The sequence below is a fragment of the Brachybacterium sp. P6-10-X1 genome, from assembly GCF_001969445.1.
GTDB lineage: Bacteria > Actinomycetota > Actinomycetes > Actinomycetales > Dermabacteraceae > Brachybacterium.
Genome location: NZ_CP017297.1, coordinates 3,297,183 through 3,321,008, shown reverse-complemented (window position 1 = coordinate 3,321,008; position 23,826 = coordinate 3,297,183). Strand labels below are relative to the sequence as shown.

The window sequence follows — 23,826 nt, the reverse complement described above, 5'->3', positions numbered from 1 at the left end:
GTCACCGCCATCATCCCAGAAGAGCGCGAGCGCCACGGTGCGAACGGTCGGGGTCGCCCCCTCGGCTCAGCAGATCAAGGCTGGCGGTGGTCCACGCATCCCGACCAGGATCATCAAGCGTCTTCCCGTCGTTCGTGCGCCAAGATTCCGCGACGTTCTCCAAGGCCCCCCGTGGGACATGGGTCATCAGGACGCCGATCGGATGGATGTTCATGACCCTCAATCTGGTCACTGTCGTGAGAAGCTCCGTCGCGCGCGTCGCGTCACGACGCACCGAGATGATCGTCCGAGCGCCCAGGCCCACGAGCTTCTCCTGCAAGCCGGAACTTCCGCTGTCGCACACCACGATCACGACATCGTGTTCCTTCCTGAGGACCTCGATGGCTGGAGGAACCGTCGACGCGAGCCTGGCAGCCCCTGCAGAATCACCCTTCACGTAGAAGTGGGGCTCGCGGTGGGATCCGGCCACCTCGCTCCGAGCCGCCGGATCGAGCACCTCCGTCCAGGAACGTGCACCCTCGCCCGTGCTGGGCCGAGCACGAAGATCAACCACGCACGCTGTGCTGCCCAAGCTGGCGTGCGCTTCGAGCAGGCCCGCGAGAACTTCGTCTTCGAGGGCGGCCTCCGACGCCGGCACCACCAGGTACAGGCTCCGTGCGGACCCTCCCAATGCGGTGATGTTCTCCAGGGCGTCCTGAAGGGTGACCATTGCGGTGCGATCCTCTCGCCCGCCCGTGCGGTGGAATCGTGCGACCTGCCCGAAGACGGGAAGCCCGGAAGCCTTGCGCACGTCCGAGATCGTCAGCAGCTTCCTCCTCGTCGTCGTGCGATACACGGCGATGATCGCGCCGAGAGCAAGACCTCCGATCAACCCCAATCCAGTGATAGCCGCGACCTGGGGAGAATCCGGAGATTGCGGTGCGCTCGCTGGTAGCACCTGCTGCAGTTCGAGGACGTACTGCCCATCACGCTCAGAGTTCTCGGTGCTCTCGAGGAGATCCGACAGGTGGCGAGCTGAGGAGTTTGCCAGGTCCTTGGCAAGTTCCGGTGTCGGCGCGTCAGCTCGGATACGAAGGAGCACAGTGTCCTCTGTGTTCTCCGCAGAGAGCATCTGTCGCAACGTCGCATCCGAGTACTCGTCGCGGTCCAGGCCCAGATCCTCGCGGACGCCATCGATGACTTCGGGACTGTCGACCAGCGCAGGGTAAGTCTTGACCCGCGCGAGGCTGAATTGGTTGCGCTCGAACAGCGAGGACTGCGACGAGTCCACTTGGAGCATCAATGTCGAGGTCGCGCCGTAGGTCGGAGGGAGCGCTCGCGTGATGCCCCACCCGGCAACTGTGCCCGCGAGGGCGAGTATCGCGATGAGGACCCACCCCTCCCTCACGATCCGTGCGTACGGAACGTCTTCCATGGCCACCCCTTTGTCCATTTTGTCCTTCATGTCGCTCTTGAGAATCTAGCACCTGGGACCCCGGTTCAGACAGGGTCACCGCGATTCAGGCGACACCAGGCGACGACACAAGGCGGCGAAGGCAGAGCCCGCCGATCAGCGAAGCAGCAGCAAGTCCGAAGGGGACGGTGGCGACCGGGGCGCCGAGGGCCAACAGCACCAGCACCACGATCACGGCGAGCAGCGTGTCTCCGAGCCGAATCGCGAAGATGGCCACTTGTCTGCCGGCGACGGCTCCGAGCGCACCGTAAGGCGTCACGAATGCAACCGAGGTCCCGTATGCGAGCCACGCCATGACGGCGAGCGAATTGACACGGACACCGAAGAGCAGCGGGCTGGCCCAGGGGATGAGCACGACCGCTATACCGCTCATGATGATGGCCGCGAGCACGAGCATCCCGACAACGCGGTCCGCGTCGCGAACGGAGCCGGGGGCACCCGTCTTCTTCTGATCGGCGAAGCGCACGAAGAGGAACGAGGACAGCCCGCCGACCACCAGGATCAGTGGGGAGGCGTACGTGCGCGCCGCCTCCAACAGGCCGACGGCGGCCGCACCTGCAGCGGCCAGCACCACAAGACGGACGACTGTGAAAAGCCCCGGTCGCAGCACCTGCTGCAGAGCGCGCCATGACCCGTATCCGATGACTTCCCGCCACCGGGCGCCCCGCATCCCCACGAGCACCCGGTCCGCGTGCGGCACGAAGCGCCAGCCGACACCGCTCGCCAGGAGTTGGCCCGCCGCAATGCCGGCGAAGACCACAGGCAACGACAGCTGCCCGGCGAGATGGGCGGCGAGTACGACGACCAGAACAACCACGAAACTGCTCGAATCGGCCAGTGCCGCTCGGACGAAGGACATGTGCGCCATCAGCAGACGTCGCACGACCTCCTCCACCCCGAAGGCAAACAGAGCAGCAGCGAAGACGACGGATTCGAGCCCCGAGCCGAACCCTGACCCCAAGGTCAACAGCCCGGCACCGACCGCGAGAAGCGTTACGGCAACTGCCAGCACGAGCTCGAGACCCGCGCGCACGCGGCGGTCTGATCGGTCGAGGACGACAAGCGAGTCACCGACCAGACCCGTGATCACCGCAGTGGTCAGCACAATGACCCCGTAGAGGATCGCGAACCGCCCGTACTCCGCGACGCCGAGCAATCGGATGACGAGAATCTGAAGGGACAGGCTGACGAGCGCTTGAACGGCTTGGGCGAGGACGGCCCCGCCGGCCCTGCGCTTCATGTCGCCTCCCCGGAACTGCACTGCGGGAGGTCCGACCGCCCGATGGACACGTGCGCACGAATCTTATGGCGCGCCCGGGGGCACGGCAACGAACGCCCACCACGCACGCACAACGCCGCCGCCCGAAATCGGGGCGACGGCGCCAGCGCTGTCGATGGGGGCGGTCAGCGCCGTCGGCGCTCGCGCAGGATCCGCAGCAGTCCGCCGCGCTCCTTGAGCGACTGCCGCCGGCCCCGACGTCGGTCTCCATCGGCCGTGGTCCCGCGGAGTGCGGTCGATTCGCCCGTGGAAACGCCCGCGGGTTCCGCCGCAGCTCGCTCCTCGCGCTCCTGCTCCGCCCGGTGCGAGGCCCGCTGCTCGGCGAGCACCTTCTCCCGGGCGTCGCGCCGCTCGGCCTCCCGGGCCTCCTCCTTCAGCCGCCTGCGCTCCCCCGGGCCCTCGGCGATGCGGTAGAGCACCGGCACGATGAGCAGGGTAAGCAGGGTCGAGGAGACCAGGCCGCCGATGACGACCACGGCGAGCGGCTGGGCGATGAACCCGCCGCTGCCGGTCAGGCCCAGCGCCATCGGGATCAGCGCGAAGATGGTCGCGGCGGCGGTCATCAGGATCGGGCGCAGACGCTTGGCGGCCCCGGCGTGGATCGCCTCGTCGAGCCCCATCCCGCGCCGTCGGTACTGATTGACCAGGTCGATCAGCACGATCGCGTTGGTGACCACGATGCCCACCAGCATCAGCAGACCGATCATGGAGGGCAGGCCCAGCGGCACGCCGGTGATGACCAGCAGCCCCAGGGCGCCGGTCGCGGCGAAGGGGATGGAGACCAGCAGGATCAGCGGCTGGATGAGGGACTTGAAGATCCACACCAGCAGCACGTACACCAGCAGGATCGCGGCGAGCATGGCGATGCCGAGCTGGCCGAAGGTCTCGTCGATGTCCGCCGCGGTGCCGCCCACGGTCGCCTCGACGCCCTCGGGCAGGTCCGCATCCTCGATCGCCGCGTTCGCGGCGTCCGTCGCGGGGCCGACGTCGTCGCCCTCGGGGGTGATCGAGATGGTCACGGTCTCCAGCCCGTCCTGGGTGGAGATCGAGGGGCGGGAGGCCTCCTCCTCGATGGAGGCGACGTCGGTCAGCGGGATCCCGCCGGCCAGCTGGATGTCCTGCAGCTGGTCGAAGGTGTCGATGCTCTCGCCGCGTTCGACGTAGATGTCGAGCTCGGTGTCCTCGAGGGTGACCGAGCCGATCGCGCCGGGGTACATCTGCCCGGCGACCATGCCGATCACGGCCTCCTCGGTCAGCCCCAGCTGCGCGGCGGCCTCGCGGTCGACGGTGACGACCGCGGTGGGCTCCTCGGCCTGCAGGTCGCTGGTGACCTCGGCGGCACCGTCGGGCAGCGGGTCGAGCTCGGCGAGGATCGCGTCGTTGGCCTGCTGGCGGGCGTCGGCGGTGGGGCCGGTGACCAGGATGTCCACGGAGCTGGAGCCGGTGGGCGAGGCGACGGCGGCGGCCTCGATCGTGCCGGATTCCGGCAGCTCTTCCAGGGTGGAGACCATCTCGTCGGACAGCGCCTCCTGGTCGGCGTCGGGGTCGGTGGTGATCGAGTAGCTGACCTCGTTCTCACCGCCGCCGCCCATGCCGAACTGGCCGCCGCCGATGGTGGTCTGCACGGTCTCGACGCCGTCGAGGTCCATCAGCGCCTGCTCGGACTCCTCGGCCTTGTCCTCGGACTGCTCCAGGCTGGTGCCGGCGGGCAGGGACTGGGTGAGCGAGGCGATGTTCTGCCCGGTGTCGCCGAGGAAGTTGACGTTCACCAGCGGGTACAGGAATCCGGTGCCCACCAGGATCAGGATCGAGACGCCCACCGTGATCAGGCGTCGCGGCAGCGAGTCGGTGACCAGGTGCAGCAGCGGCGCGTAGATCCGGTGGAGCCAGGTGCGCTCCTCCTTCGCCTCGGACTGCTGTCGGATCTGCGCGACCTGCTCGGCGTCGTCGGGGTCCACGTCCCCCTGTCCCTTCGGGGCGCGCAGGAACCAGTACGCGAGCACCGGGACGATGGTCAGCGCCACGAGCAGGGAGCTGAGCATGGCGATGCCGACGGTCAGGGCGAAGGGCCGGAACAGCTCCCCGGCCATGCCGGAGACGATCGCGATCGGCAGGAAGACCACCACGGTGGCGAGCGTCGAGGCGGTGATGGCGCCGGCGACCTCCCCGACGGCGTCGAGGATGGCGCGCATCCTCGCCTTGCCGTAGGCCAGGTGGCGCACGATGTTCTCGATCACCACGATCGAGTCGTCGACCACGCGGCCGATCGAGATCGTCAGGGCCGCCAGGGTCAGCATGTTCAGCGTGTACCCGGTGACCAGCATGCCGATGAAGGCGATCAGCAGCGAGGTCGGGATCGAGATCGCGGTGACGACCGTCGGCCGCACACGTCGCAGGAACAGCAGGATCACGCCGACGGCGAAGAGCAGGCCCAGCAGGCCCTCCTCGGCGAGCGCGACGATCGACTCCTGGATGAAGGGCGCCTGGTCGAAGACGACGGCGCTCTCGGCGTTCCCGCCCACGCCGGGGAGGGTGTCGGCCAGGACGTCCTCGACGCTCTCGGAGATGTCCACGACGTTGCCGTCGGCGGTGGCGGTGACCATCACGACCAGCGAGTCGCGGCCATCGGTGCGGGAGATGGAGGTGGGGTCCTGGGTGGTGCGCTCGACGGTGGCGACCTCGGAGAGGGCGACCGGCTGAGGGCTCTGCTGGCCCTGCTGGCCCTGCTGATCCTGCTGGCCCTGCTGCCCTTCGCCGGAGCCGCCCTCGGGCATCAGCATGATGCCCTCGAGGCTCTCGATGCTGTCGATCTTCTCGCCGAGGACCACGTCGAGGGTGCGGTCCCCGTCGGTGACCGAGCCGCCCGGGAGGGACAGCCCGTTGGCGTCCAGGGCGGTGGAGATGTCGTTCTCGGTGAGACCGTGCTCGGCCATCGCCTGCTCGTCCGGGGTGATCTGGATGATCTCCTCGGGGGCGCCGATCACGGCGACGGAGGAGACGCCCTCGACGCGCTCGAGCTCGGGCGTGACGGCCTCGTCCAGCCGGGAGCCGAGGTCGGAGGGATCCAGGTCGGAGGAGACGGACAGCACCACGGCCGGCAGGTCGCTGGTGCCGCCGGCGATGACCTGCGGGTCCGCGTCCTCGGGCAGCTGGTCCTCGATACGGGTCAGCGCCGCATCGACCTGGTTGGCCGAGCGGGCGGTGTCGGTGCCGTACTCCAGCTCGATCGTGACCATCGAGACCCCGGCCTGCGAGCTCGAGGAGGTGCCCTCGACGTTCTCCAGGCCGCTGAGGGACTGCTCGATCGGGCGGGTCAGCCGGTCCTGCACCTGCTCGGAGGAGGAGCCCGGCGCGGAGGTCATCACCTGGATCTGCGGCAGGGACACAGAGGGGATGAGCTCCTGGCGCATCGTGGTCATCGCGAAGGCGCCGATGATCGACACCGCGATGCAGACCAGCGCGATGAAGGACCTGTTGTTCAGGCTGAGGCGGGCGAGGCGGTTCATCCTGCTCCTCGGGAGATGCTGATGGCGGGGTGGTCGACACGGCGACATCCCGCGTCCGGAGGGCACGGCACCGGGCCTCCGGATCGAACTGTTCCATACGGACCTGTATCGAGGGATCCGACCTCCGTAGGAGAAGCGCGCGCCGCAAGGTGAGGTGCCCGACACCGGGACGCTCCTCGGCGCTCCTCGACGCGCCTCCTTCATGACCGGGACGCTCCTCGACACTTCTCCTTCATGGTCGAGTACTGGCGTCATGGCGTGAGCCGTGGCTATATCGCCAGCGCGCTCGCCATGACGCCGGTACCCGACGTGGGCAGCGTTCTGTGCCGAGCCGCACGTGCTCGCTCTCGCGGGGTGCTCGACAATGGAGGCGTGCCCGATCCCGTTCCGTCCTCCGCCTCCGACGTCCCCGCACGCGGTTCCGCCCGTCGGGCCCGCCGCACCGTCGACCGGGACATCCTGCGCCTGGCGGTCCCCAGCCTCGGCGCCCTGATCGCCGAGCCGCTGTTCCTGATGGCGGACTCGGCGTTCATCGCCCGGGTCGGCACCGTCTCCCTCGCCGGCCTGGGCCTGGCCTCCGCGATCCTGACCACCGTGATCGGGCTGTCGGTGTTCCTCGCCTACTCGACCACCGCCTCCGTCGCCCGCGCCTTCGGGGCCGGTCGTCGCCGCGAAGCCATCTCGCGCGGAGTCGACGCCTGCTGGCTCGCGCTGATGATCGGCGCCGGAGCGGTGGTGGTGCTGCTGATCGCCGGCGCGTGGATCCTGGCGCTGTTCGGCCCCTCCCCCGAGGTGCTCACGGAGGCCGTCACCTATCTGCACCTCAGCGCCCTCGGGGTGCCCGCAATGCTCACCGTCCAGGCGGCGACCGGGTTGATCCGCGGCCTGCAGGACGCACGGCTGCCGCTGATCGTGGCCGCCTCCGGGGCGGTGGTGAACATCCCTCTGAACGCGGTGCTGATCTTCGGACTGGACATGGGCATCGCCGGCAGCGCGGTGGGCACCGTGATCGCCCAGTGGGGCATGGCACTGGTGCTGCTGGCGATCGTGGTGCGGGCCGCCCGTCGCGAGCAGGTCCCGCTGCGGCCGCACCTGGGGCAGGTGGCATCGGCCGGCCGCGAATCGCTGCCGATGTTCGTGCGCACCGTGTCCCTGCGGGTGGTGCTGCTGGCCGGGACGCTGGTGGCCACCCAGCTCGGTGCCGTGCAGCTGGCCGCCCACCAGATCGCCCTGACCGTGTTCACGCTGCTCTCCCTCGCCCTCGATGCGCTGGCGATCGCGGGCCAGGCGCTGACCGGCCGGTTCCTGGGAGCGGCCGACGCCGCCTCCGTCCGCGCCGTGACCCGGCGGCTGATGGTGTGGGGCATCGGCGGGGGCGTGGCCACCGGGGTGGGGCTGCTGGCGGCCAGCTACGTCATCCCCGGCCTGTTCACCCCGGACGTCGCCGTGCAGGAGAACCTGCGCGCGGCCCTGTGGGTGCTGATGATCGCGCAACCCGTGGCCGGGTACGTGTTCGTGCTCGACGGGGTGCTGATGGGCGCGGGCGACGCTCCGTACCTGGCGAAGGTCGGCGTGATCAACGCGCTGGTCACCCTGCCGTTCGCGGTGGTGGTGTACTACTCCGGCTGGGCGGGGCCGTGGGCCCTGGCGGCCCTGTGGGTGGCGTGCACGCTGATCTTCCTCATCGCCCGCGCCGTCTCGCTGGGGGTGCGGGTGCGCGGGGACGGATGGATGCGGCTGGGCGAATGAACCGTGCGGCCCTCCTCCTGGCGGCCGGGATCCGTCGGCCCGACCCGGCTCTCGTCAGCCGGGGTCAGCGGGTCCAGAGGTCCTCGGGGTTCCGGCCCGGCCGGAAGCCGCAGGCCTCGACCATCGCGATCGCCTCCGGGAAACCGTGGGCGAGGGTGGCCGGGGAGTGCGAGTCGCTGCCGAGACTGATCGCGCGGCCTCCCGCTTCGGACCACCACTGCGGCATCCATGACCACAGACGGCGGGTGTTCATCTCCAGCGCGCGCCCGCTCTCGGCGATCGCCTGCATCGCAGCGCGGAACTCGCGCTCGAAGGCGCGGGGGTCGAAGGGGCCGATCTCCTCCTCCGGCCAGTACCGCACCGCGTAGTCGAGATGGGTGACGATCCCGAACGGTTCGTCGCCGGCGACCAGGGCGGGGATCTCGGCGAGATAGCGGCGGACGACCTCGTCGGCCGGAAGCCGACGGAACAGCGTGTTCGGCTCCGCGCGACGTCCCTCGAACTCCAGGGTGTGCAGCGAGCCGAGGATGCGGTCGAAGCGGTCCAGGTCGAGCTGCCGTCCGGCGGCCTCGAGATGCAGGTGGGGCTGGCCGACCTCGAGACCCGTGCCGATCCACAGGGAAGGGACGGCGGCTCGGCAGCTCTGGATGCTCGCCAGGTACCCGTCGGCGTCGAAGCGCGGCACGGTCACGATCCCGTCGTCGGCCAGCAGATGCGCCTCGTGCTCGTCGAAGTCCTCGGGATCGCTGAACCAGTTCTCCGCGAGGTCGAGATGCTCGGTGAAGAACAGTCCCGGCAGGTCGATGCGGGCGGCGCGGCGGGAGGACGCCTCCATCGTGCCGCGCGCGGCGGAGGCGGGGCCGCCGGTGTCCCAGGAGAACTCGCTGTGGACGTGGCTGTCGGCGGGAAGGCGCATGGGCTCAGCCTGGCACAGCATCTGCCGCGACCCGTGCCTCGTTCGCCGTGCCGATGTGAGCTCGGGGCCGTGCAGTGGTGAGCTGGGGACCGATGACGCGGGTGACCACCGGCCCCAGCTCACCCGTGGGGCCGGCCCTCAGGCGTCCTGACGCAGGGTGCGGTGGGCGATGATCGCGGCGATCACCATCAGCACCGCTCCGATGCCGCTGGTCAGCAGCACCCCGGAGTCGAAGGCGGACCGGGCGGAGGCCAGCAGCGGCTCGGCGATCGTGCTCGGCAGATCGCCGGCGACGGCGGTGGCCCCGCCGAGGGTCTCGGAGGCGGAGGCCCGCTGGGAGTCCGTGAGCTCGGCGGGCAGCTGGACGTGCCGGCTGTAGGCAGCGTTCAGCAGGCTGCCCAGCACGGCGGTGCCGAGCACGGCGCCGGTCTCGTAGGCGGTCTCGGAGATCGCGGAGGCGGCCCCGGCCTTCCGCGCCGGCACGGCCGAGAGGATGAGGTCGTTGCTGAGGGTCTCCGCCGCGCCCACCCCGGCCCCGAGCAGAGCGAAGGCGATCAGCAGCAGCAGGTCCGAGCCCCAGGTGCCGGTCACCGCGACCATCGTGAAGGCGAGCGCGTTCAGCACCAGGCCGCCGGTGATGACGGTGGCCGGCGAGACATGGCGGACCAGGCGCACCACCAGCAGGCCCGCGATGATCGTGACCACCAGGCCGGGCACCAGCACCCATCCGGCCTGCATCGGCGTGCGCCCACTGACCAGCTGGAGATGCTGGGAGACGAAGTACAGGAAGCCGACCAGGGAGAACACGCTGAGCAGGTTCGCGAGCACGGCGCCGGTGAAGACGGGACGCGTGAACAGGGTGACGTCGAGCATCGGGTGGGAGCGCGCGAGCTGCCGGCGCACGAAGGCGACGCCGGCCACCACGGCGACCAGCGCGCAGAGCACGGGAGCGAGCGCGAGGCCGCTGTCGGTGACGGTCTTGATCGCGTAGACCAGCGGAGTCATGGTGGCGAGAACCAGCAGCACGCTGATGGGGTCGACCGGGCCCGGCTCGGGATCCTTCGACTCGGGGATCAGGACGGGGCCGAGCAGCAGCAGCGGAAGCATCACGGGCACGGCCATCAGGAACACCGAGCCCCAGGCGAAGTGCTCGAGGAGGAATCCGCCGACGATCGGCCCCAGGGCCGCACCCCCGGAGAACGCCGCCGCCCAGATCGCGATGGCGGTGCGGCGCTGGGCGGGCTCGGTGAAGATGTTCCGGATCAGCGAGAGGGTCGCGGGCATGAGCATGGCCCCGAAGAAGCCCATCAGGGCGCGGGCCGCGATCAGCGTGGATGCATCCGGGGAGAAGGCGGCCAGTGCGGAGACGACGGCGAAGCCCGTCGCCCCGATCAGCAGCAGACGCCGCCGTCCCAGGCGGTCTCCGAGCGACCCCATGGGCACCAGCAGTCCGGCCAGGACCAGGGAATAGATGTCCACGATCCACAGCAGCTGCTGGCCGCTGGGCGCCAGCGCCTCGGAGATCGCGGGCAGCGCGAAGGAGAGCACCGTGTTGTCGATCGCGATGAGCAGCACGGGCAGCGTCAGCACGGCCAGGGCCCACCAGCGGGCACCGGTGCCGAGGCGGTCGGTCGCCGGGGTCGCGGGAGCGGGGAGCACAGGAACCTCCAAGGTGGGAGCGCGAACGGGAGAGCGGTGGGACGACGCGGATCAGGACGAGCCCGGGACGACGAGTCCGGGCCGACATCGACCAAACTAAACCGTCCAGACGGTACAGTTCAAGAGATCGGCGACTCCTCTCCCAGTAAGGTCGGTCTCATGTCCGCACGCGATGCCCTGCTCGACGCCTACGGCGCGATCCTGCTCGAGGCCGGCCAGCGCGCCACCACGCTGAGCGCCGTCGCGGCCCGGGCCGGCGTCTCCAAGGGTGGGCTGCTCTACCACTTCACCTCGAAGGACGCCCTGACCGACGGACTGATCGACCGCCTGGGTGCACTCATGGCCGAGGACATCGCCGCCATGCGCGCCGCCCCGGACGGCCCCTCGCGCTACTACGTGCGCACCTCCGTGTGGACCGACTGCGCCCTGGACCGCACCCTGGTGGCCGTCGCTCAGCTCGCCCAGGAGTCCCACGCCGGGGCGCAGGAGGCGATGGATCGGGCCCGTCGGCAGTGGCTGGGGCTGATCCGCGAGGAGGTCGCCGAGGAGGCGACCGCCCACGCCATCCTGCTGATCGGGGACGGCCTGTACTTCGATGCCGCACTCAGCGGCGACCCCGGGGCGGTCCGCGCGGATTCGATCACGGCAGCGGAGCTGCTGCCGGTGGTGGATCGCTTGCTGGCGGGGGCGCCGGGCGCATCCCGCACCGCACCCCACACCACACCATGATGTCCGGTTTCTACCTTTTTCCCGCTTCACCCGGTACGCTGTCCGTGTGTCCACCCACCCGGGGAGGACGGCGACGCGGGGAGGAGCCCGGAGATGCGCATCGGCTATGCGGCAGGAGCTTTCGACCTCTTCCACGTGGGGCACCTGAATCTTCTTCGCCACGCCAAGGAGCACTGCGACCTGCTGGTCGCCGGAGTCGTCAGCGACGAGATGCTGCGGGAGGTCAAGGGCATCGACCCGGTCATCCCGACGGCCGAGCGGGCCGAGATCGTGAGCCAGATCCGCGTCGTCGACGATGTCCATGTCGAGACCAGCCCGTCGAAGCTCGACGCCTGGCAGGACGTCGGCTTCACACACTTCTTCAAGGGCGACGACTGGCGCGGGACCGAGAAGGGTCGGCTGCTCGAGGAGCAGTTCGCCGCGGTCGGGGTCGAGGTCGTCTACTTCCCCTACACGATGCACACCTCCTCGACAGCACTGAGGCGAGCGCTGGATGCGCTGACCGGCCCTGCTCCGGCACCGGCCGAGGTCACCCTCGCCCCCTGAGACACGGCGGCGGGTCCGCGCCAGGTCACCCCTGAAGCCTGGCGCGGGCCCGTCGTCGGCTTGTGCTCCCCGAGGCGGCGCCGGCCACTGGCGCCCCAGCGTCACGACGCCGCACGGCGGGCGCCCAGAGAACGCCCCCATGCGCCACCCAGCAAGAGCAGCCCCGGGAGCAATCGAATGCTCCCGGGGCCACGCCATGTGCGTACCCGTGCTCGACGGCCGACCGCTCAGTACGCCCCGCGCGAAGCCAGCACGGCCCGGAGGGTGCGCACGAGGATCAGCAGGTCCTGGGTGAAGGACCAGTTGTCGACGTAGAACAGGTCCAGTCGCACGGTGTCCTCCCAGGAGAGATCGCTGCGACCGGAGACCTGCCACAGCCCGGTGATGCCGGGCCGGACCGCCAGGCGCCGATTCGCGTCCACGTCGTAGTCGCTCGCCTCCTGCGGGAGCGCGGGGCGCGGGCCGACCAGGCTCATGTCGCCGCGCAGGACGTTCCACAGCTGCGGCAGCTCGTCCAGGGAGTACCGACGCAGCACGCGGCCCACCCGGGTGACGCGGGGGTCGTCGGACATCTTGAACAGGACGGTGTTGCCCCTGTCGCGTTGGAGCTGCTCGAGCTCGGCGCGCCGTGCCTCGGCGTCGACGACCATGGAGCGGAACTTGAGGAACTCGAAGCCCTCGCCGGTGCGGCCCACGCGCTCCTGGCGGAAGATGACCCCACCGCGGTCACCCCACCGCACGCTCAGGGCGATGGCGGCCAGGACCGGGGAGAACAGCAGCAGCAGCGCCGCACTGGCCGCGATGTCGAAGGCGCGCTTGGTCCAGCGCAGCGCCTTGCGGGCCCGCGGCAGGTCCATGTGGACCAGAGGGAGGCCGGCGACCGGACGCATCCGGATCCGATCGCCGGAGATCTCGCTGACCCCGGGGACCACGATGACGTCCACGTCCAGCTCCTCGAGGTCCCAGGCGACCCGCCGGAACTCCTCGGCGCTGGCGGAGGACCCCGCGGTGAACAGCACGACGTCGGGCCGCTGGTCACGGACCAGGGAGAGCAGGCCGGACTCGTCCCCGAGGACCGGGACGCCCGTCCGCTCGGCATCGACCCGTTCATGCATCGGCGTCACCGCTCCGACCACGTCGTAGCCGAGCCAGGTCTCCCGTGCCAGAGTGCGCACGATGCCCCTCACGTGCCCCGTCGAGCCCACCACGAGCATCTGCGAGCGCAGGAGACCTCGCACTCGCGCCCGGTTCACCGCCTGTCGGACCGTGAAGCGCACCAGCAGCAGCAGGAGGGTCCCGACGAGGAAGAGCGCCCCGAAGAAGGGGCGCGAGAGCTGGAGGTCGGCGAGGAAGAGAGTCGCTCCGACGATGCCGACCGCACCCACGCTCGCGGTCATCACGTTGCGGTAGATCTCCGCACCGCTGGAGACCAGACGCGGGTTGACCCCGCCGGAGACCACGATCGCCAGCATCCACCCGGCGCCGATGACCAGGGAGCTGCGAACCACGGTCTCGGTCAGTCCCGGCGCATCGCCGAGGAACCCGAGGTTCTGGCGGATGGCGAGCGCGACCAGACAGGCCAGGACGATGACCACGCCATCGGCGAGCAGCAGCGCCCCCATCACCAGGCGGTCATCCGCTCGGGATCCGCGGCGGATGGTGCCGCGGACCGGTCGCGGCGTACGCACCAGCGGAAGCAGCGGGCGAACATCCTTCACGACCTGCTGACTCACCACGAGAACCCCTTTGCGCGCCCGACACCGAACTCCCCGGGGAGGCGGGCCGCGGTCCGGTGGGTCCATCGCGTCATCGCGAGGCCACCCTGCCCGGCATGTCCGTTTTATCCCTCTTTCCCGTTTCGTCACTATACACATGCTTTGCCCGCATATGAAAGAGGTGCAGGAGTCCGCCCGCCGGGGTGGCGAACGCTCCGGACCGAGGTATCTGCGCCTCGGGACGATCACCACGCCCGTCCCGCCCCTGCGACCGCCGCCCGCACACAGCACGACGCGCCGACCCGATGAGGGGCCGACGCGTCGGTGAGGAGGAGGCGGAGGCGGGGGCTCGCCGCGGGGTCAGTGGGCGTTGAGGTACTGCTGCAGCGCCTTGACCGTGCCGTAGGAGCTGCGGAAGTCCCACACACCGTTGTACTCCTGGCCGATGGCCTGGCGCAGCTTGCCGGTGGTCTCGGAGCCGATCTTGCCGTCCACGTCGGCGCCGATCTTGGCCTGCAGAGCCATGATGTCGGAAGTGGACAGCGAACCGTCCGCGCCGACCCCGATCCACGACTGCAGGGCCGCAGTGGTCTTCGGGCCGAACTTGCCGTCGATCACCAGATCGCCCTGGGTGGACGGGGCGGAGGTGCCACCGCTGGGCGCGCTCGGGGCGGAGGGATTGCCGTTGAGGTGCTGCTGCAGCGCCTTGACGGTGGAGTAGCTGGAACGGAAGTCCCAGACGCCGTTGTCGCCCAGACCGATCTCGGCGCGCAGCTTGCGCGTGGTCTCGGAGCCGATCTTCCCGTCGACCTCGGCACCGATCTTGCTCTGCAGGACCTTGATGTCGGAGGTGGACAGCGAACCGTCCGCGCCGACCCCGATCCACGACTGCAGGGCCGCGGTGGTCTTCGGGCCGAACTTGCCGTCGACCACCAGGGCGCCGGAGGACTCCGACGAGTCGGAGCCGGCGGCGCCGCTGCTGCTGCTCGCGGGCTGGGCGTCGGCGTCGGCTCCACCGTTGGCCTTGGTCAGCCCCGCCCGGGGCCCGCAGTTCGGCCAGGCGCCGGGGCCCTGGCGATCCAGGGTGCGCTGCGCGACGGCGATCTGCTCGGCCTTGGTGGCTTGGTCAGCACTCGAGGCGAACTCCGAGCCCCCGAAGGCATTCCAGGTCGAGGAGGAGAACTGGAGTCCGCCGTAGTAGCCGTTGCCGGTGTTGATGGACCAGTTGCCGCCGGATTCGCACTGGGCGACGCGGTCCCACACGGAGGAGCCGGCGGTGGCGACCCCGGTGCCGGCGACGCTCAGCCCGGCCGCGACCACGGCTCCGCCGGTCGCGGCGGCCACCTTGGGGGCGACGCTGACCGACCGGAAGTAGACGGCATTTCCGTCGGCGCGATGGGTGGGAATGCGGCGAAGTGCAGGCATTGTCGCCTCCTGGGGGAAGGGATGATCACGACGCGGAGAGCACGAGATCGCCGATTCCGTCGCCTACGCGACGGTGACCCTCCCGTTACAGGCTCGTGACCTGCGCTTCCGCTCTGGGTTCGCTTCACTGTCCCCTGTCGACACCCTGACAGAAGGCGAGCAGACCACATCCGTCCCGGAATTTTATCAACTTTTTACCAAGAAACCCCGAAATGCGAATCACACACACGGAATTACTGCGTACAAAGGATGACGTTCTCGAGATGTCGCCCCTGGGGTCACCCTACGGAACCTCACGGGACGGCCGCCGCCCGCCCGACGTGATCTCGGGCATCTCGTCCTCTTCACGCCGGCCGGCACGACACGCCCACCGGCTCCACTGATCCGTGACGCCCGCGGACCGGATCAGGGGAATGGGCGACGCCTCGTGGCGTGGCGTGGCGTGGCCCCCGGTGCCTGGCCCCGGGGGCCTGGCCGCGGAGGTCTGGTGGTGAGATCGATGCGGACCGCCTCGAGCAGCCGGCGCGGGGAGGCGGGCGCATGGGCACGACGCCCCTCGTCCGCGGGCACCGATCCTCGTCGACCCACCGGACCGGCTGCGCTCAGATCACGGCGCGGCCGCCGTCGATCCGGACGTCCTCGCCCGTGATCATCGCGGATTCCTCGCTCGCCAGGAAGGTGACCAGGGAAGCGATCTCGTCGGGTGCCACGAAGCGGCCGGCGGGGATCTGCGCGCGGGCGGTCTCGCCCTTCTCCCCCACCCAGATCTCGCGGGCCAGCGCGGTATCGGCGATGGTCGGCGAGACCGTGTTGATCGTGACCCCGCGGCCCGCCCACTCGACGGCGAGCACCCGGGTGAACCCCAGGACGCCCGCCTTGCTGGCGGAATAGGCGGCATGCTCGGCCAGGCCGATCTCCGCGGCCTGGGAGGCGATGGTGATGATGCGCCCGTACCCGGCCTCCAGCATCACCCGCCCGGCGGCCTGGGCCATGAAGAAGCTGCCCGAGAGGTTCACGGCGAGGGTGGAGCTCCAGTCCTTCGCGGCGAGGTCCTCGGCGGGGGCGAATCGGCCGATGCCGGCGGAGTTGACGAGGATCCGCGGGGTGCCGAGCTCGGTGTCGATACGGGAGACGGCCTCCGCGGCCTCGGCGGCGTCGGCGATGTTCGCGCTGACGGCCCGGTGGCCCTCGCCGGGCAGCTCGGCGATGGCCCCGGCGAGCGCGGGGGCGATGTCGACGCCGGCGATCCGGGCACCGCGCTCGGCGAGGTGGGTGGCGATGGCCTGGCCGATCCCGGCGGCCGCGCCGGTGATGACCGCGACCTGTCCCGTGAGGTCGGTGCTCATGATGGTCTCCTTCTCCCGCGATGTCTCCCGCGATCGCGTTCTCTCGTGGTCGCGGGACGCGCTGGTCGTGGTGTGCCCGTCCAGTCTCCCTCTCTCGCGCCTCGAACGCGGCAGCTCTGGGCGACGGCCCGCACGATCTTCTGCGCCCACGGTGAACAGTCGGCGGACGGTCCGAAAACCTCTGGCCACCTGTCGCCCCCGGTGCCTACTCTTCTCCGGTGCACAACAACGCCCCCGACCCCGAGCACACCGGGACGATCCCCGCCGAGACGGCCCCGCGAGCAGGCGCCCACGAACAGGGCGCCCACACACCGGCCCATGCCGGCGGCGCCATCGCTCCGCGCGACCGCAGCGTCATCATCCTGCTGCTGGTCAGCGCGTTCGTGGTGATCCTCAACGAGACGATCCTGTCGGTCGCGCTGCCGCCGATCATGGATGACCTGGACCTGACCGAGACCACCGCGCAGTGGCTGACCACCGGGTTCATGCTCACGATGGCCGTGGTCATCCCGATCACCGGATATCTGATGGGCCGGTTCTCCACCCGGCAGGTGTTCACGCTCGCGATGACGACGTTCACCGTCGGCACGCTGATCTGCGCTCTCTCCCCCACCTTCCTGCCGCTGCTGCTGGGGCGGATCGTGCAGGCCTCCGGCACGGCCATCATGATGCCGCTGCTGATGACGACCGTGATGAACCTGGTGCCGCCGGCGAGGCACGGCCTGGTGATGGGCAACATCTCCATCGTCATCTCGGTGGCACCGGCTCTGGGGCCGACGATCTCCGGGCTGATCCTGTCCATCGCTCCGTGGCGGGCGCTGTTCCTGCTGGTGCTGCCGATCGCCGTCATCGCGCTGGTCTTCGGGCTGCGCCGCATCGAGAACGTCAGCGAAGGGGCGGCCCAGCCCGCCGATCCGGTCTCCGTGGTCCTGTCCGGCATCGGCTTCGGCACCCTGGTGTACGGCCTGACCGGCGTCTCCGGCGGTGGGCACGGCGGTTCGGGCGCGGCGGACGCCGCCTCCGGTTCCGCGCCGACCGCCGCGATCGTGTGCCTGGTCGTCGGCGTCATCTCGCTGACGCTGTTCGTGCGGCGCCAGCTGACCCTGCAGAAGGCCGACCGACCCCTGCTGGACCTTCGCACCTTCACCACGCGGAACTTCACGGTCGCGGTCGCGCTGATGGTGGTGATGATGGGTGCGATGTTCGGCGTCGTGGTGCTGCTGCCGATCTTCCTCCAGCGGGTGCTGGAGCTGTCCACCCTCTCGGTGGGGCTGATGATGCTTCCGGGCGGGCTCGCGATGGGGCTGCTGGCCCCGCTGGTGGGCCGCCTGTTCGACAAGGTCGGGCCGCGGCCGCTGCTGGTGCCCGGGCTGTCCGCCGTGGTGATCGGCATCGGGATCATGTCCCGGGTGCCGGACCAGGCCTGGCTGATCGTGCTCGGGCATGTGGTGATGTCGCTGGGGCTGGCCTTCGTGTTCACCCCGCTGATGACCACGGCGATGGGCTCCCTGCCCCGGCACCTGTACCCGCACGGATCGGCGATCGTCGGCACCGTGCAGCAGGTGGCCGGCGCCGCCGGGGCCGCGCTGCTGGTCTCGATCATGGCGCGGGTCTCCGGGCTGAGCATGGCCGGCGGTGGTACGGAGGCTCAGGGGATCGCCGACGGCACCTCGGTGGCGTTCACGATCTCCGCCGTGCTCGGCGTGCTGACCGTGGTGATCGCGCTGTTCATCCGCCGCAATCCGGCCGACGCCCGCGATGCCCCGGTGACGACGGCCGAGACGACCGGAGACGTCGACGCCGCCTCCTGAGAGTCCCTCACCTGCCGTCCTCGCAGTCGAGGTGGGCATCGGGATCGACCGCGACGTACTGCGGCGTGCCGCCGACGTCCATCGGGGTCGAGCAGATCACCACGGTGAAGCTGCCGGGCGGATCGACCAGGTCGGTGCGGAGGGTGCCGTCAGGCAGCATCTGCGTGAAGGCCTCGACCTCGAAGGGCACCTGCTCGCTCGGGGAATCCGCGGCGTCGGGCGTGAACTCGGCGATGCCTCCGCTGCCGGAGACGCTCCACAGGCCGAACTGCCAAGGGCTGACCGTCACCTCGGGCACGGCGCGGAGAGCCCAGGTGCCCCGGACCGGCTGCCGCGGCCAGGAGTCGTCCGCCGACGGCGCCGCGAAGGGGCAGCCCTCCGGGCGCGCCGTCGTGGCGCGGGCGCATGCGGCGAGCAGGTCCTGGAGCTGGCCGGTGGCCTCGGCGCGCCCTGTGTCGCTGAGCTCGTAGTGCACAGGGGTGGGGGTGGAGCGGCTGTGGCCCAGGTACAGCGGCACGGTGATCTCGCTGCTGATCGCCGTCTGCAGCGGCCCGCCGTCGGGCAGCGTGATCTCGTAGGTCCCGGGCAGCAGCTGCAGGGCGAGGGTGGGCAGATGGAAGGTCACCGTGGCCACGTCCTCCTCCTGCAGCGTGACCGGGACCCCGTTGATGACGATCTGCTCGGTCCCGAACGGGAGGGACACCTCCATCTCCGGTACCGCGATCCGGTCGAGCTGCCACCTCACCGGGGCGAAGGAGCTGCCGGCCACAGCGTGGAGGGTCAGCGTGAGAGGGCGCTGCTCGTGGCCGTCCTCGAGCAACGCCTCGACCCTCGCGCCGTCCCCGTCGATCGACGAGCCCTCGATCACATAGGAGGTGACCCGGTTCTCGGCGGCCTGCAGGATCTCGTCCCTCAGGGCGAGGTCCGTGGCGTCGGCGGGATGCTCGAGGTGGGTCAGGAGCACGTCGGCGTCGCCCGCGACCAGGGCGTCGAGGAACTCTCGGGCCGCCGCTTCGGGGCCGTCCCCGGTCGCCAGCACACGGGGCACCACCAGCACCAGGGCGAGCACCAGGACCACGGCGCCGAGGATCCCGGCCAGCCGCCGTCGACCGTCGCGGGCCGGGCCGTCCCCCTCGGACGCACCCCGGCGTGCGGCATCGGCCGTCGGCCCGTCCCGATCCGCAGCCTGCGGCGGCGGCTCCCCGGGGAGCGCGCCCCGTCCTCGGCGGCCGTCCGGCTCCGTGGCGCCGCTGCGCACGTCGGTGTCCTGCTGGTCCCAGCCCAACGACATCGTCCGGCCGGTGCCGGAGGGGCGCCGGCGGCTCACGATGCTCCGGGATCGAGGGATCGGGACGGGGGTGCCATCACGCGCACGCGTCCCGCGCGGTGGCGATCTCGCCGTTCTCCACGTGCACGAATCCGGTGGGCTCCCCCGTATCGGGATCCGTGCACAGCGTGATGGTGACGGACTCGTCCGGTTCCAGCACCACCCCCAGCTCACCGTCTGGTCGGACGTAGACGAACCCGGACACGGCGACGGCGACGACCTGGGCTGCGGGGGCCTCTGCGTCCTCGGTCGCGGCCGACGGGGTGAACGTGGCATTCCCGGGAGCCCCGGAGAGCGACCACAGCATCGCCGAGCCGGTCTCGACCTCCACCTCCGGGGGATCGAGAATGCTCCACCGCCCCTGCAGGGACGGCTCGTCGGCCTGCGCATCGGTGACCCCGGGGAGCCGGAAGGGGCACCGCGGCGGCGCCGGCGAGGTGCTGGCCTCGCAGGTCTCCAGATGCTCGTCGACCCGTCGGCGGACCTCCTCTCCCCCGATCTCGCTGAGGTCGTAGCCGAGATCGGCGAAACCTGTCCAGCTGCCCAGGACGGGCGGGACCTCGACGGTGATCTCCCGGGGAACCCGCCACGGGCCCGCCGACGGCAGCGCGAACTCGTAGGTGCCGGGCAGGACCTGGAGCAGCAGGGCGCGTTCGGAGCGGTCGAAGGAGGTGCCGTTCTCCTGTGTCGATATCGGGATGCCGTTGATCGTGAACTCCTCGATCCCGTGCGGCAGGCGGATCCGCACCTCGGGGACCTCCACCGGGTCCAGCTCCCAGCTGACCGGGGCGAAGGCGCTGGTGGAGTCGGCCCGGAGCGTCAGCGTCGTCGCGATCGTCTCCATGCCGTTGTCCAGCCGCACCGTGACCTCCGCGGTCCCGGATCCGCGCTGGACGTCCGCGATCTCGGCGTCGCGCACCCGGTGCGTGGTCGCACGCAGGATCCCCGCCGTCAGAGCGGCACCGCTGGCGTCCGAGAAACCCTGCACGTGCTCGCGGACCTGCTCGACGTCACCGTCGACCAAGGCCTGGAGGAAGTCCCCGACCACCTGCTCCGGGCCCTCCCCGCTGGGAAGCAGTCGCGGCAGGCCGACGGCCAGCGCCGCGACCAGCAGGAGCGCGGCGACGGCCCCGGCGGTGCGACGCCACCGGGGGGAGCGGGGCCGATCCGTCCCGCCGGAGTCCGTCGGGCCCGCCGACGGGGCGACGGTCGGGTCGGGGTCCCGGCCCCAGCCCACCTCGAGCGATCGACCCTCGGCGCGTGCGGGATCGCGGTGCCTGCGGTCCTGCTCCCGCGCATCCACGTGGCACGCTCCTGGGTCGAGGGGCTACAGCGCCCCCGGGTTCGCCTTCTCGCGGGCACGGTCTGCGAAGCTCACCGCCATCGCCGCCAGGGTCAGCGCCATGATGATCGCGATCGCGATAACGAAGGCCTCGAACCAGGCGTGCCCGCCTTCGGTGAGGGAGAAGATGATACCGGGGATCATCGCCGTTCCGACAGCGGCGCCGGTGCGCTGGCCCAGCTGCAGGATCCCCCCGGCCACGCCGCCGAAGCGGGGGTCGACGGAATTCAGGGTGAGGGTCTGGTTCGGGGAGATGGTCATGCCCTGGCTGAGGCCCATCAGCGTCAGCGGGGCGGCCAGCCACCAGAAGGCGACCACGCCGCTCTCCACGAAGCCGGTCAGCACAGCGGTGCCGCCCAGGCCGCAGAAGGCGATCGCGAAGCCGATGATCACCATGCGCCGGCCCAGGGTGAGCACGTACCGCCCGGCGATCTGCGAGGAGACCGCCGCCGCGATCGAGGAGGGCACGCCCATCAGCGAGGCCTCGAAGGCGGTGTGCTGCAGGTGCATCTGCAGGTACAGCGGCACGATGATCCACACGCTGGTCACCCCGAGGAAGTACACCGAGACGATGAGGATGCCGTTGCGGAAGGCATGGTTGGAGAAGATCGCGGTGTCCACCATCGGGGGGCGGCCGGAGCGCTTGTAGCGCTGCTCCCACACCCACCACACGCCCAGCACCGCGAGCCCGGCGGGGAAGGACAGCCACACCAGCGCGCCGCCGCCGCGCTCCAGGAACGGCAGCATGACGCCGAGGATCGCCAGGCACAGCAGGATGGTGCCGACGGGGTCGAGATCGGGTCGGGCCCGGCCGCGGGCCCTGTCATCGGGGATGTACCGGAAGGCGCCGACGATGGCGACCACGCCGATCGGGATGTTCATCAGGAAGATCCAGCGCCATCCCTGGTCCGGCCCCAGGATCTCGATCAGCAGGCCGCCGAAGACGGGCCCGGCGGCGGTGGCCACGGCGGCCGTGGTGGCCAGCAGGGCGAAGGCGCGAGCCCGCTCGTGGCCGCGGAAGTGCTGCTGGATCAGGGCGACCGTCTGCGGATTGAACAACCCGGAGCCGAGTCCCTGGAGGATGCGGGCGATGTTGAGGGTCTCGACGGTGGGGGCGAGGCCGCTGAGCAGCGAGCCGAGCGTGAACACGCCGACGCCGATGACGAACATGCGGCGGCGCCCGGTGGCATCGCCCGTCCGCCCGGCGGGGACCAGCAGCATCCCGAAGGCGAGCGCGTACCCGGAGATCACCCATTGCAACCCGCCGGAATCCGCGTCGAGGCTCTCCCCGATGGCCGTCAGCGCCACGTTGATGACGCTCACGGCGATCAGGGCCATGAACAGCGGGGCGAGGAGGACGGCGAGCAGGGGCTTGCGACGCACCGGAGGAGGCGGCGCGCTGGGGTCGGGGATCACTCAGTCAGGATATGCACGGACTGCACTTTTGTCGGCTCCCGGGTGACCGGCGGGACATCCCCGCGCCCGGAGCAGGCTCGACGAGAACGATCCCGGGCCGAGGACCGGCCCGGGATCGGACGAGGACCGGCCCCGGATCGGGCGAGGATCAGTCTCCTTGCCGGATCAGCCCCGCGGCGGCTGCGCCGGCGGGCCCTGCTGCCCCGGCGGGGCGAAGGGGCTCGCCCCGCCGGCCGGCGCCCCGCGGGCGTCGTCCCGGTACGGACCGGCGGGGATGGCGTAGTCGGTGCGCTGGGACAGCAGCGGCGCGGAGGTCTGGATCGCCCGCAGCGGAGGCCGCGCCGAGTAGTCGATGTCGGAGAAGCGGCCGAACTGGCGACCGGTGCCGGCCGGGCGCACCCGGTCGGCGGCCTCGAGCATGCCCAGCGCGTCACCCGGCGTGGGGAACCGCGAGGACCAGACGTGGCCCGGGGGCAGCGGTGAGGAGTACAGCGCCCCGGAGGGCCTGATCCACAGGGAGCCGGCCTTGGAGCGGTCCCGCAGCGCGTGGGCGCGCCAGGTGGTCACCGGGTGGGAGGCGCTCCAGTTCGCCCAGTGGACGAAGAAGCTCGGGTCGGTCGCCGCGCGGTCGGCGAGCTCGTTGACGTTCACCTCGGCTCCGAGGTACTTGCCGCCGGAGAGCAGCCCCATCACACCCGGTGCCCCGTGGGGGGCGATGGTGTACCCGAAATTGTCGGCGGTGTACTCCTGGGAGCGGGACAACGCGGGGCCGAGGATCGGGATCATGCGGATGACATTGGTGAACACGAGACGGAAGTAGGAGACGTGACCGGCGGCCAGGTGCCCCACCTCGTGGGAGATCACGAAGCGCAGCGCCTCCGGATCGCGGCTCTGCCCGCCGACCTCGAACAGGTCGGAGTAGATGACGACGAAGCGCCGGAAGCCATGGCCCGAGGCGAAGGCGTTGACCACGCCATTGCCCATCTGCACGTACGCGTCGGGGACGCGGCGCATCCCGAACTGCTGGGCGGCCTCGACCACCATCCGGTACCCCTCGGGGAACTGCGTCGGACTCATGCGCACGGACATCGCACGCATCCGGGCGTACATCATGGCGCGGGCCCACCACGCCAGCAGGGGGAACAGCGGCAGGATCAGCACCAGCTGGATCACGAAGGGCAGGATCCCGACGTACCGCCAGAGGCTGTCGACCGTCTGCTGACCCTCCGTGACGCGCAGGACCACGGTGGAGAGCATGAGGATCGTCCAGGCGATGTACGCGAGGATCGTGAGCGCCACACCGATCCACAGGAGCGGGAGCTCCCCCGGGTGACGGATCGCCGTGCGACCCAGGATCCCGTGGGTGGTGGCGCCGTTGACGAGGTTCGGATCCCCGGGCCGACCGGACGGGGCCGGCGGCGGCGGGCCGCCCACGCCGCCGGGTCCCCCGGGCGAGCCCGGGCCGGAGGGGATGCCCCCGGAGGGCGGGCCGCTGGGGGCGGCGGACCGCTGGAGGGAGGGCCACCGGCAGGTGGTGGGCCGAAGGACGGCAGGCCGCCCGCGGGTCCGGCGCCGGGAGTCCGGTCGCCGGAATGCTGCGGGGGGCC

The 23,826-nt window shown here is 70.7% G+C and carries 16 protein-coding genes; 4 read left to right on the top strand and 12 right to left on the bottom strand.

Features of this window, described 5'->3' with window-relative positions; genetic code table 11:
* Positions 1-10: 10 nt before the first annotated feature.
* The 3 genes from BH708_RS14880 to BH708_RS14870 all read right to left on the bottom strand — a co-directional run bounded on the left by BH708_RS14880 (position 11) and on the right by BH708_RS14870 (position 6,238).
* Positions 11-1,414, bottom strand: coding sequence for a YveK family protein (locus tag BH708_RS14880; protein ID WP_172805765.1), 1,404 nt, complete (start codon positions 1,412-1,414; stop codon positions 11-13).
* A gap of 85 nt (positions 1,415-1,499) precedes the next feature.
* Entirely contained in the window at positions 1,500-2,693 is a 1,194-nt protein-coding gene (locus BH708_RS14875) for a hypothetical protein (RefSeq protein ID WP_076809839.1), read from the bottom strand.
* A gap of 164 nt (positions 2,694-2,857) precedes the next feature.
* Positions 2,858-6,238, bottom strand: a complete 3,381-nt coding sequence (locus BH708_RS14870) for an efflux RND transporter permease subunit (RefSeq protein ID WP_076809838.1) — start codon at positions 6,236-6,238, stop codon at positions 2,858-2,860.
* 372 nt (positions 6,239-6,610) lie between these two features.
* Here BH708_RS14870 and BH708_RS14865 point away from each other — a divergent pair, with 372 nt between their 5' ends.
* Entirely contained in the window at positions 6,611-7,987 is a 1,377-nt protein-coding gene (locus BH708_RS14865) for an MATE family efflux transporter (RefSeq protein WP_371329853.1), read from the top strand.
* Positions 7,988-8,051: 64 nt separating this feature from the next.
* Here the strand turns inward: BH708_RS14865 and BH708_RS14860 are convergent, their stop codons facing one another.
* Positions 8,052-8,903 (bottom strand): PHP domain-containing protein, encoded by an 852-nt coding sequence (locus tag BH708_RS14860; RefSeq protein WP_076811380.1) that lies wholly within the window; start codon positions 8,901-8,903, stop codon positions 8,052-8,054.
* Between the two features lie 138 nt (positions 8,904-9,041).
* Positions 9,042-10,562 carry an MFS transporter gene (locus BH708_RS14855; protein ID WP_076809837.1) on the bottom strand — a complete coding sequence of 507 codons (1,521 nt, stop codon included), beginning with the start codon at positions 10,560-10,562 and terminating at the stop codon, positions 9,042-9,044.
* Positions 10,563-10,721: 159 nt separating this feature from the next.
* On the opposite strand from BH708_RS14855, the gene BH708_RS20550 reads away from it, so the two are divergent.
* Both BH708_RS20550 and BH708_RS14845 read left to right on the top strand, forming a co-directional pair.
* Positions 10,722-11,291, top strand: coding sequence for a TetR/AcrR family transcriptional regulator (locus tag BH708_RS20550; protein ID WP_076809836.1), 570 nt, complete (start codon positions 10,722-10,724; stop codon positions 11,289-11,291).
* Positions 11,292-11,384: 93 nt separating this feature from the next.
* Entirely contained in the window at positions 11,385-11,837 is a 453-nt protein-coding gene (locus BH708_RS14845; RefSeq protein ID WP_076809835.1) for an adenylyltransferase/cytidyltransferase family protein, read from the top strand.
* 227 nt (positions 11,838-12,064) lie between these two features.
* Here BH708_RS14845 and BH708_RS14840 read toward each other — a convergent pair whose 3' ends face one another.
* The 3 genes from BH708_RS14840 to BH708_RS14830 all read right to left on the bottom strand — a co-directional run bounded on the left by BH708_RS14840 (position 12,065) and on the right by BH708_RS14830 (position 16,323).
* Positions 12,065-13,570: a sugar transferase gene (locus BH708_RS14840; RefSeq protein WP_253705351.1), complete on the bottom strand. Its 1,506-nt coding sequence runs from the start codon at positions 13,568-13,570 to the stop codon at positions 12,065-12,067.
* A 342-nt stretch (positions 13,571-13,912) separates the two neighbouring features.
* Positions 13,913-14,977: a transglycosylase family protein gene (locus BH708_RS14835; protein WP_076809834.1), complete on the bottom strand. Its 1,065-nt coding sequence runs from the start codon at positions 14,975-14,977 to the stop codon at positions 13,913-13,915.
* 602 nt (positions 14,978-15,579) lie between these two features.
* Positions 15,580-16,323 carry a GolD/DthD family dehydrogenase gene (locus BH708_RS14830; RefSeq protein WP_076809833.1) on the bottom strand — a complete coding sequence of 248 codons (744 nt, stop codon included), beginning with the start codon at positions 16,321-16,323 and terminating at the stop codon, positions 15,580-15,582.
* Between the two features lie 218 nt (positions 16,324-16,541).
* Between BH708_RS14830 and BH708_RS14825 the strand changes: the two genes are divergently transcribed.
* The gene (locus tag BH708_RS14825) at positions 16,542-18,134 is read left to right on the top strand and encodes an MDR family MFS transporter (protein WP_253705350.1); all 1,593 of its coding nucleotides are present in this window, start codon (positions 16,542-16,544) and stop codon (positions 18,132-18,134) included.
* 7 nt (positions 18,135-18,141) lie between these two features.
* On the opposite strand, the gene BH708_RS14820 is transcribed toward BH708_RS14825, so the two are convergent.
* From BH708_RS14820 to BH708_RS14805, 4 genes are all read right to left on the bottom strand, one after another.
* Positions 18,142-19,461: a hypothetical protein gene (locus BH708_RS14820; RefSeq protein ID WP_076809832.1), complete on the bottom strand. Its 1,320-nt coding sequence runs from the start codon at positions 19,459-19,461 to the stop codon at positions 18,142-18,144.
* 37 nt (positions 19,462-19,498) lie between these two features.
* A complete protein-coding gene (locus BH708_RS14815) occupies positions 19,499-20,764 on the bottom strand; it encodes a hypothetical protein (RefSeq protein WP_076809831.1) in 1,266 nt (421 codons plus the stop codon).
* 24 nt (positions 20,765-20,788) lie between these two features.
* Positions 20,789-22,219 (bottom strand): MFS transporter, encoded by a 1,431-nt coding sequence (locus tag BH708_RS14810; protein WP_076809830.1) that lies wholly within the window; start codon positions 22,217-22,219, stop codon positions 20,789-20,791.
* A gap of 165 nt (positions 22,220-22,384) precedes the next feature.
* On the bottom strand, positions 22,385-23,653 hold the full coding sequence (locus BH708_RS14805) for a M48 family metallopeptidase (RefSeq protein ID WP_157235986.1): 1,269 nt from the start codon (positions 23,651-23,653) through the stop codon (positions 22,385-22,387).
* Positions 23,654-23,826: the final 173 nt, after the last annotated feature.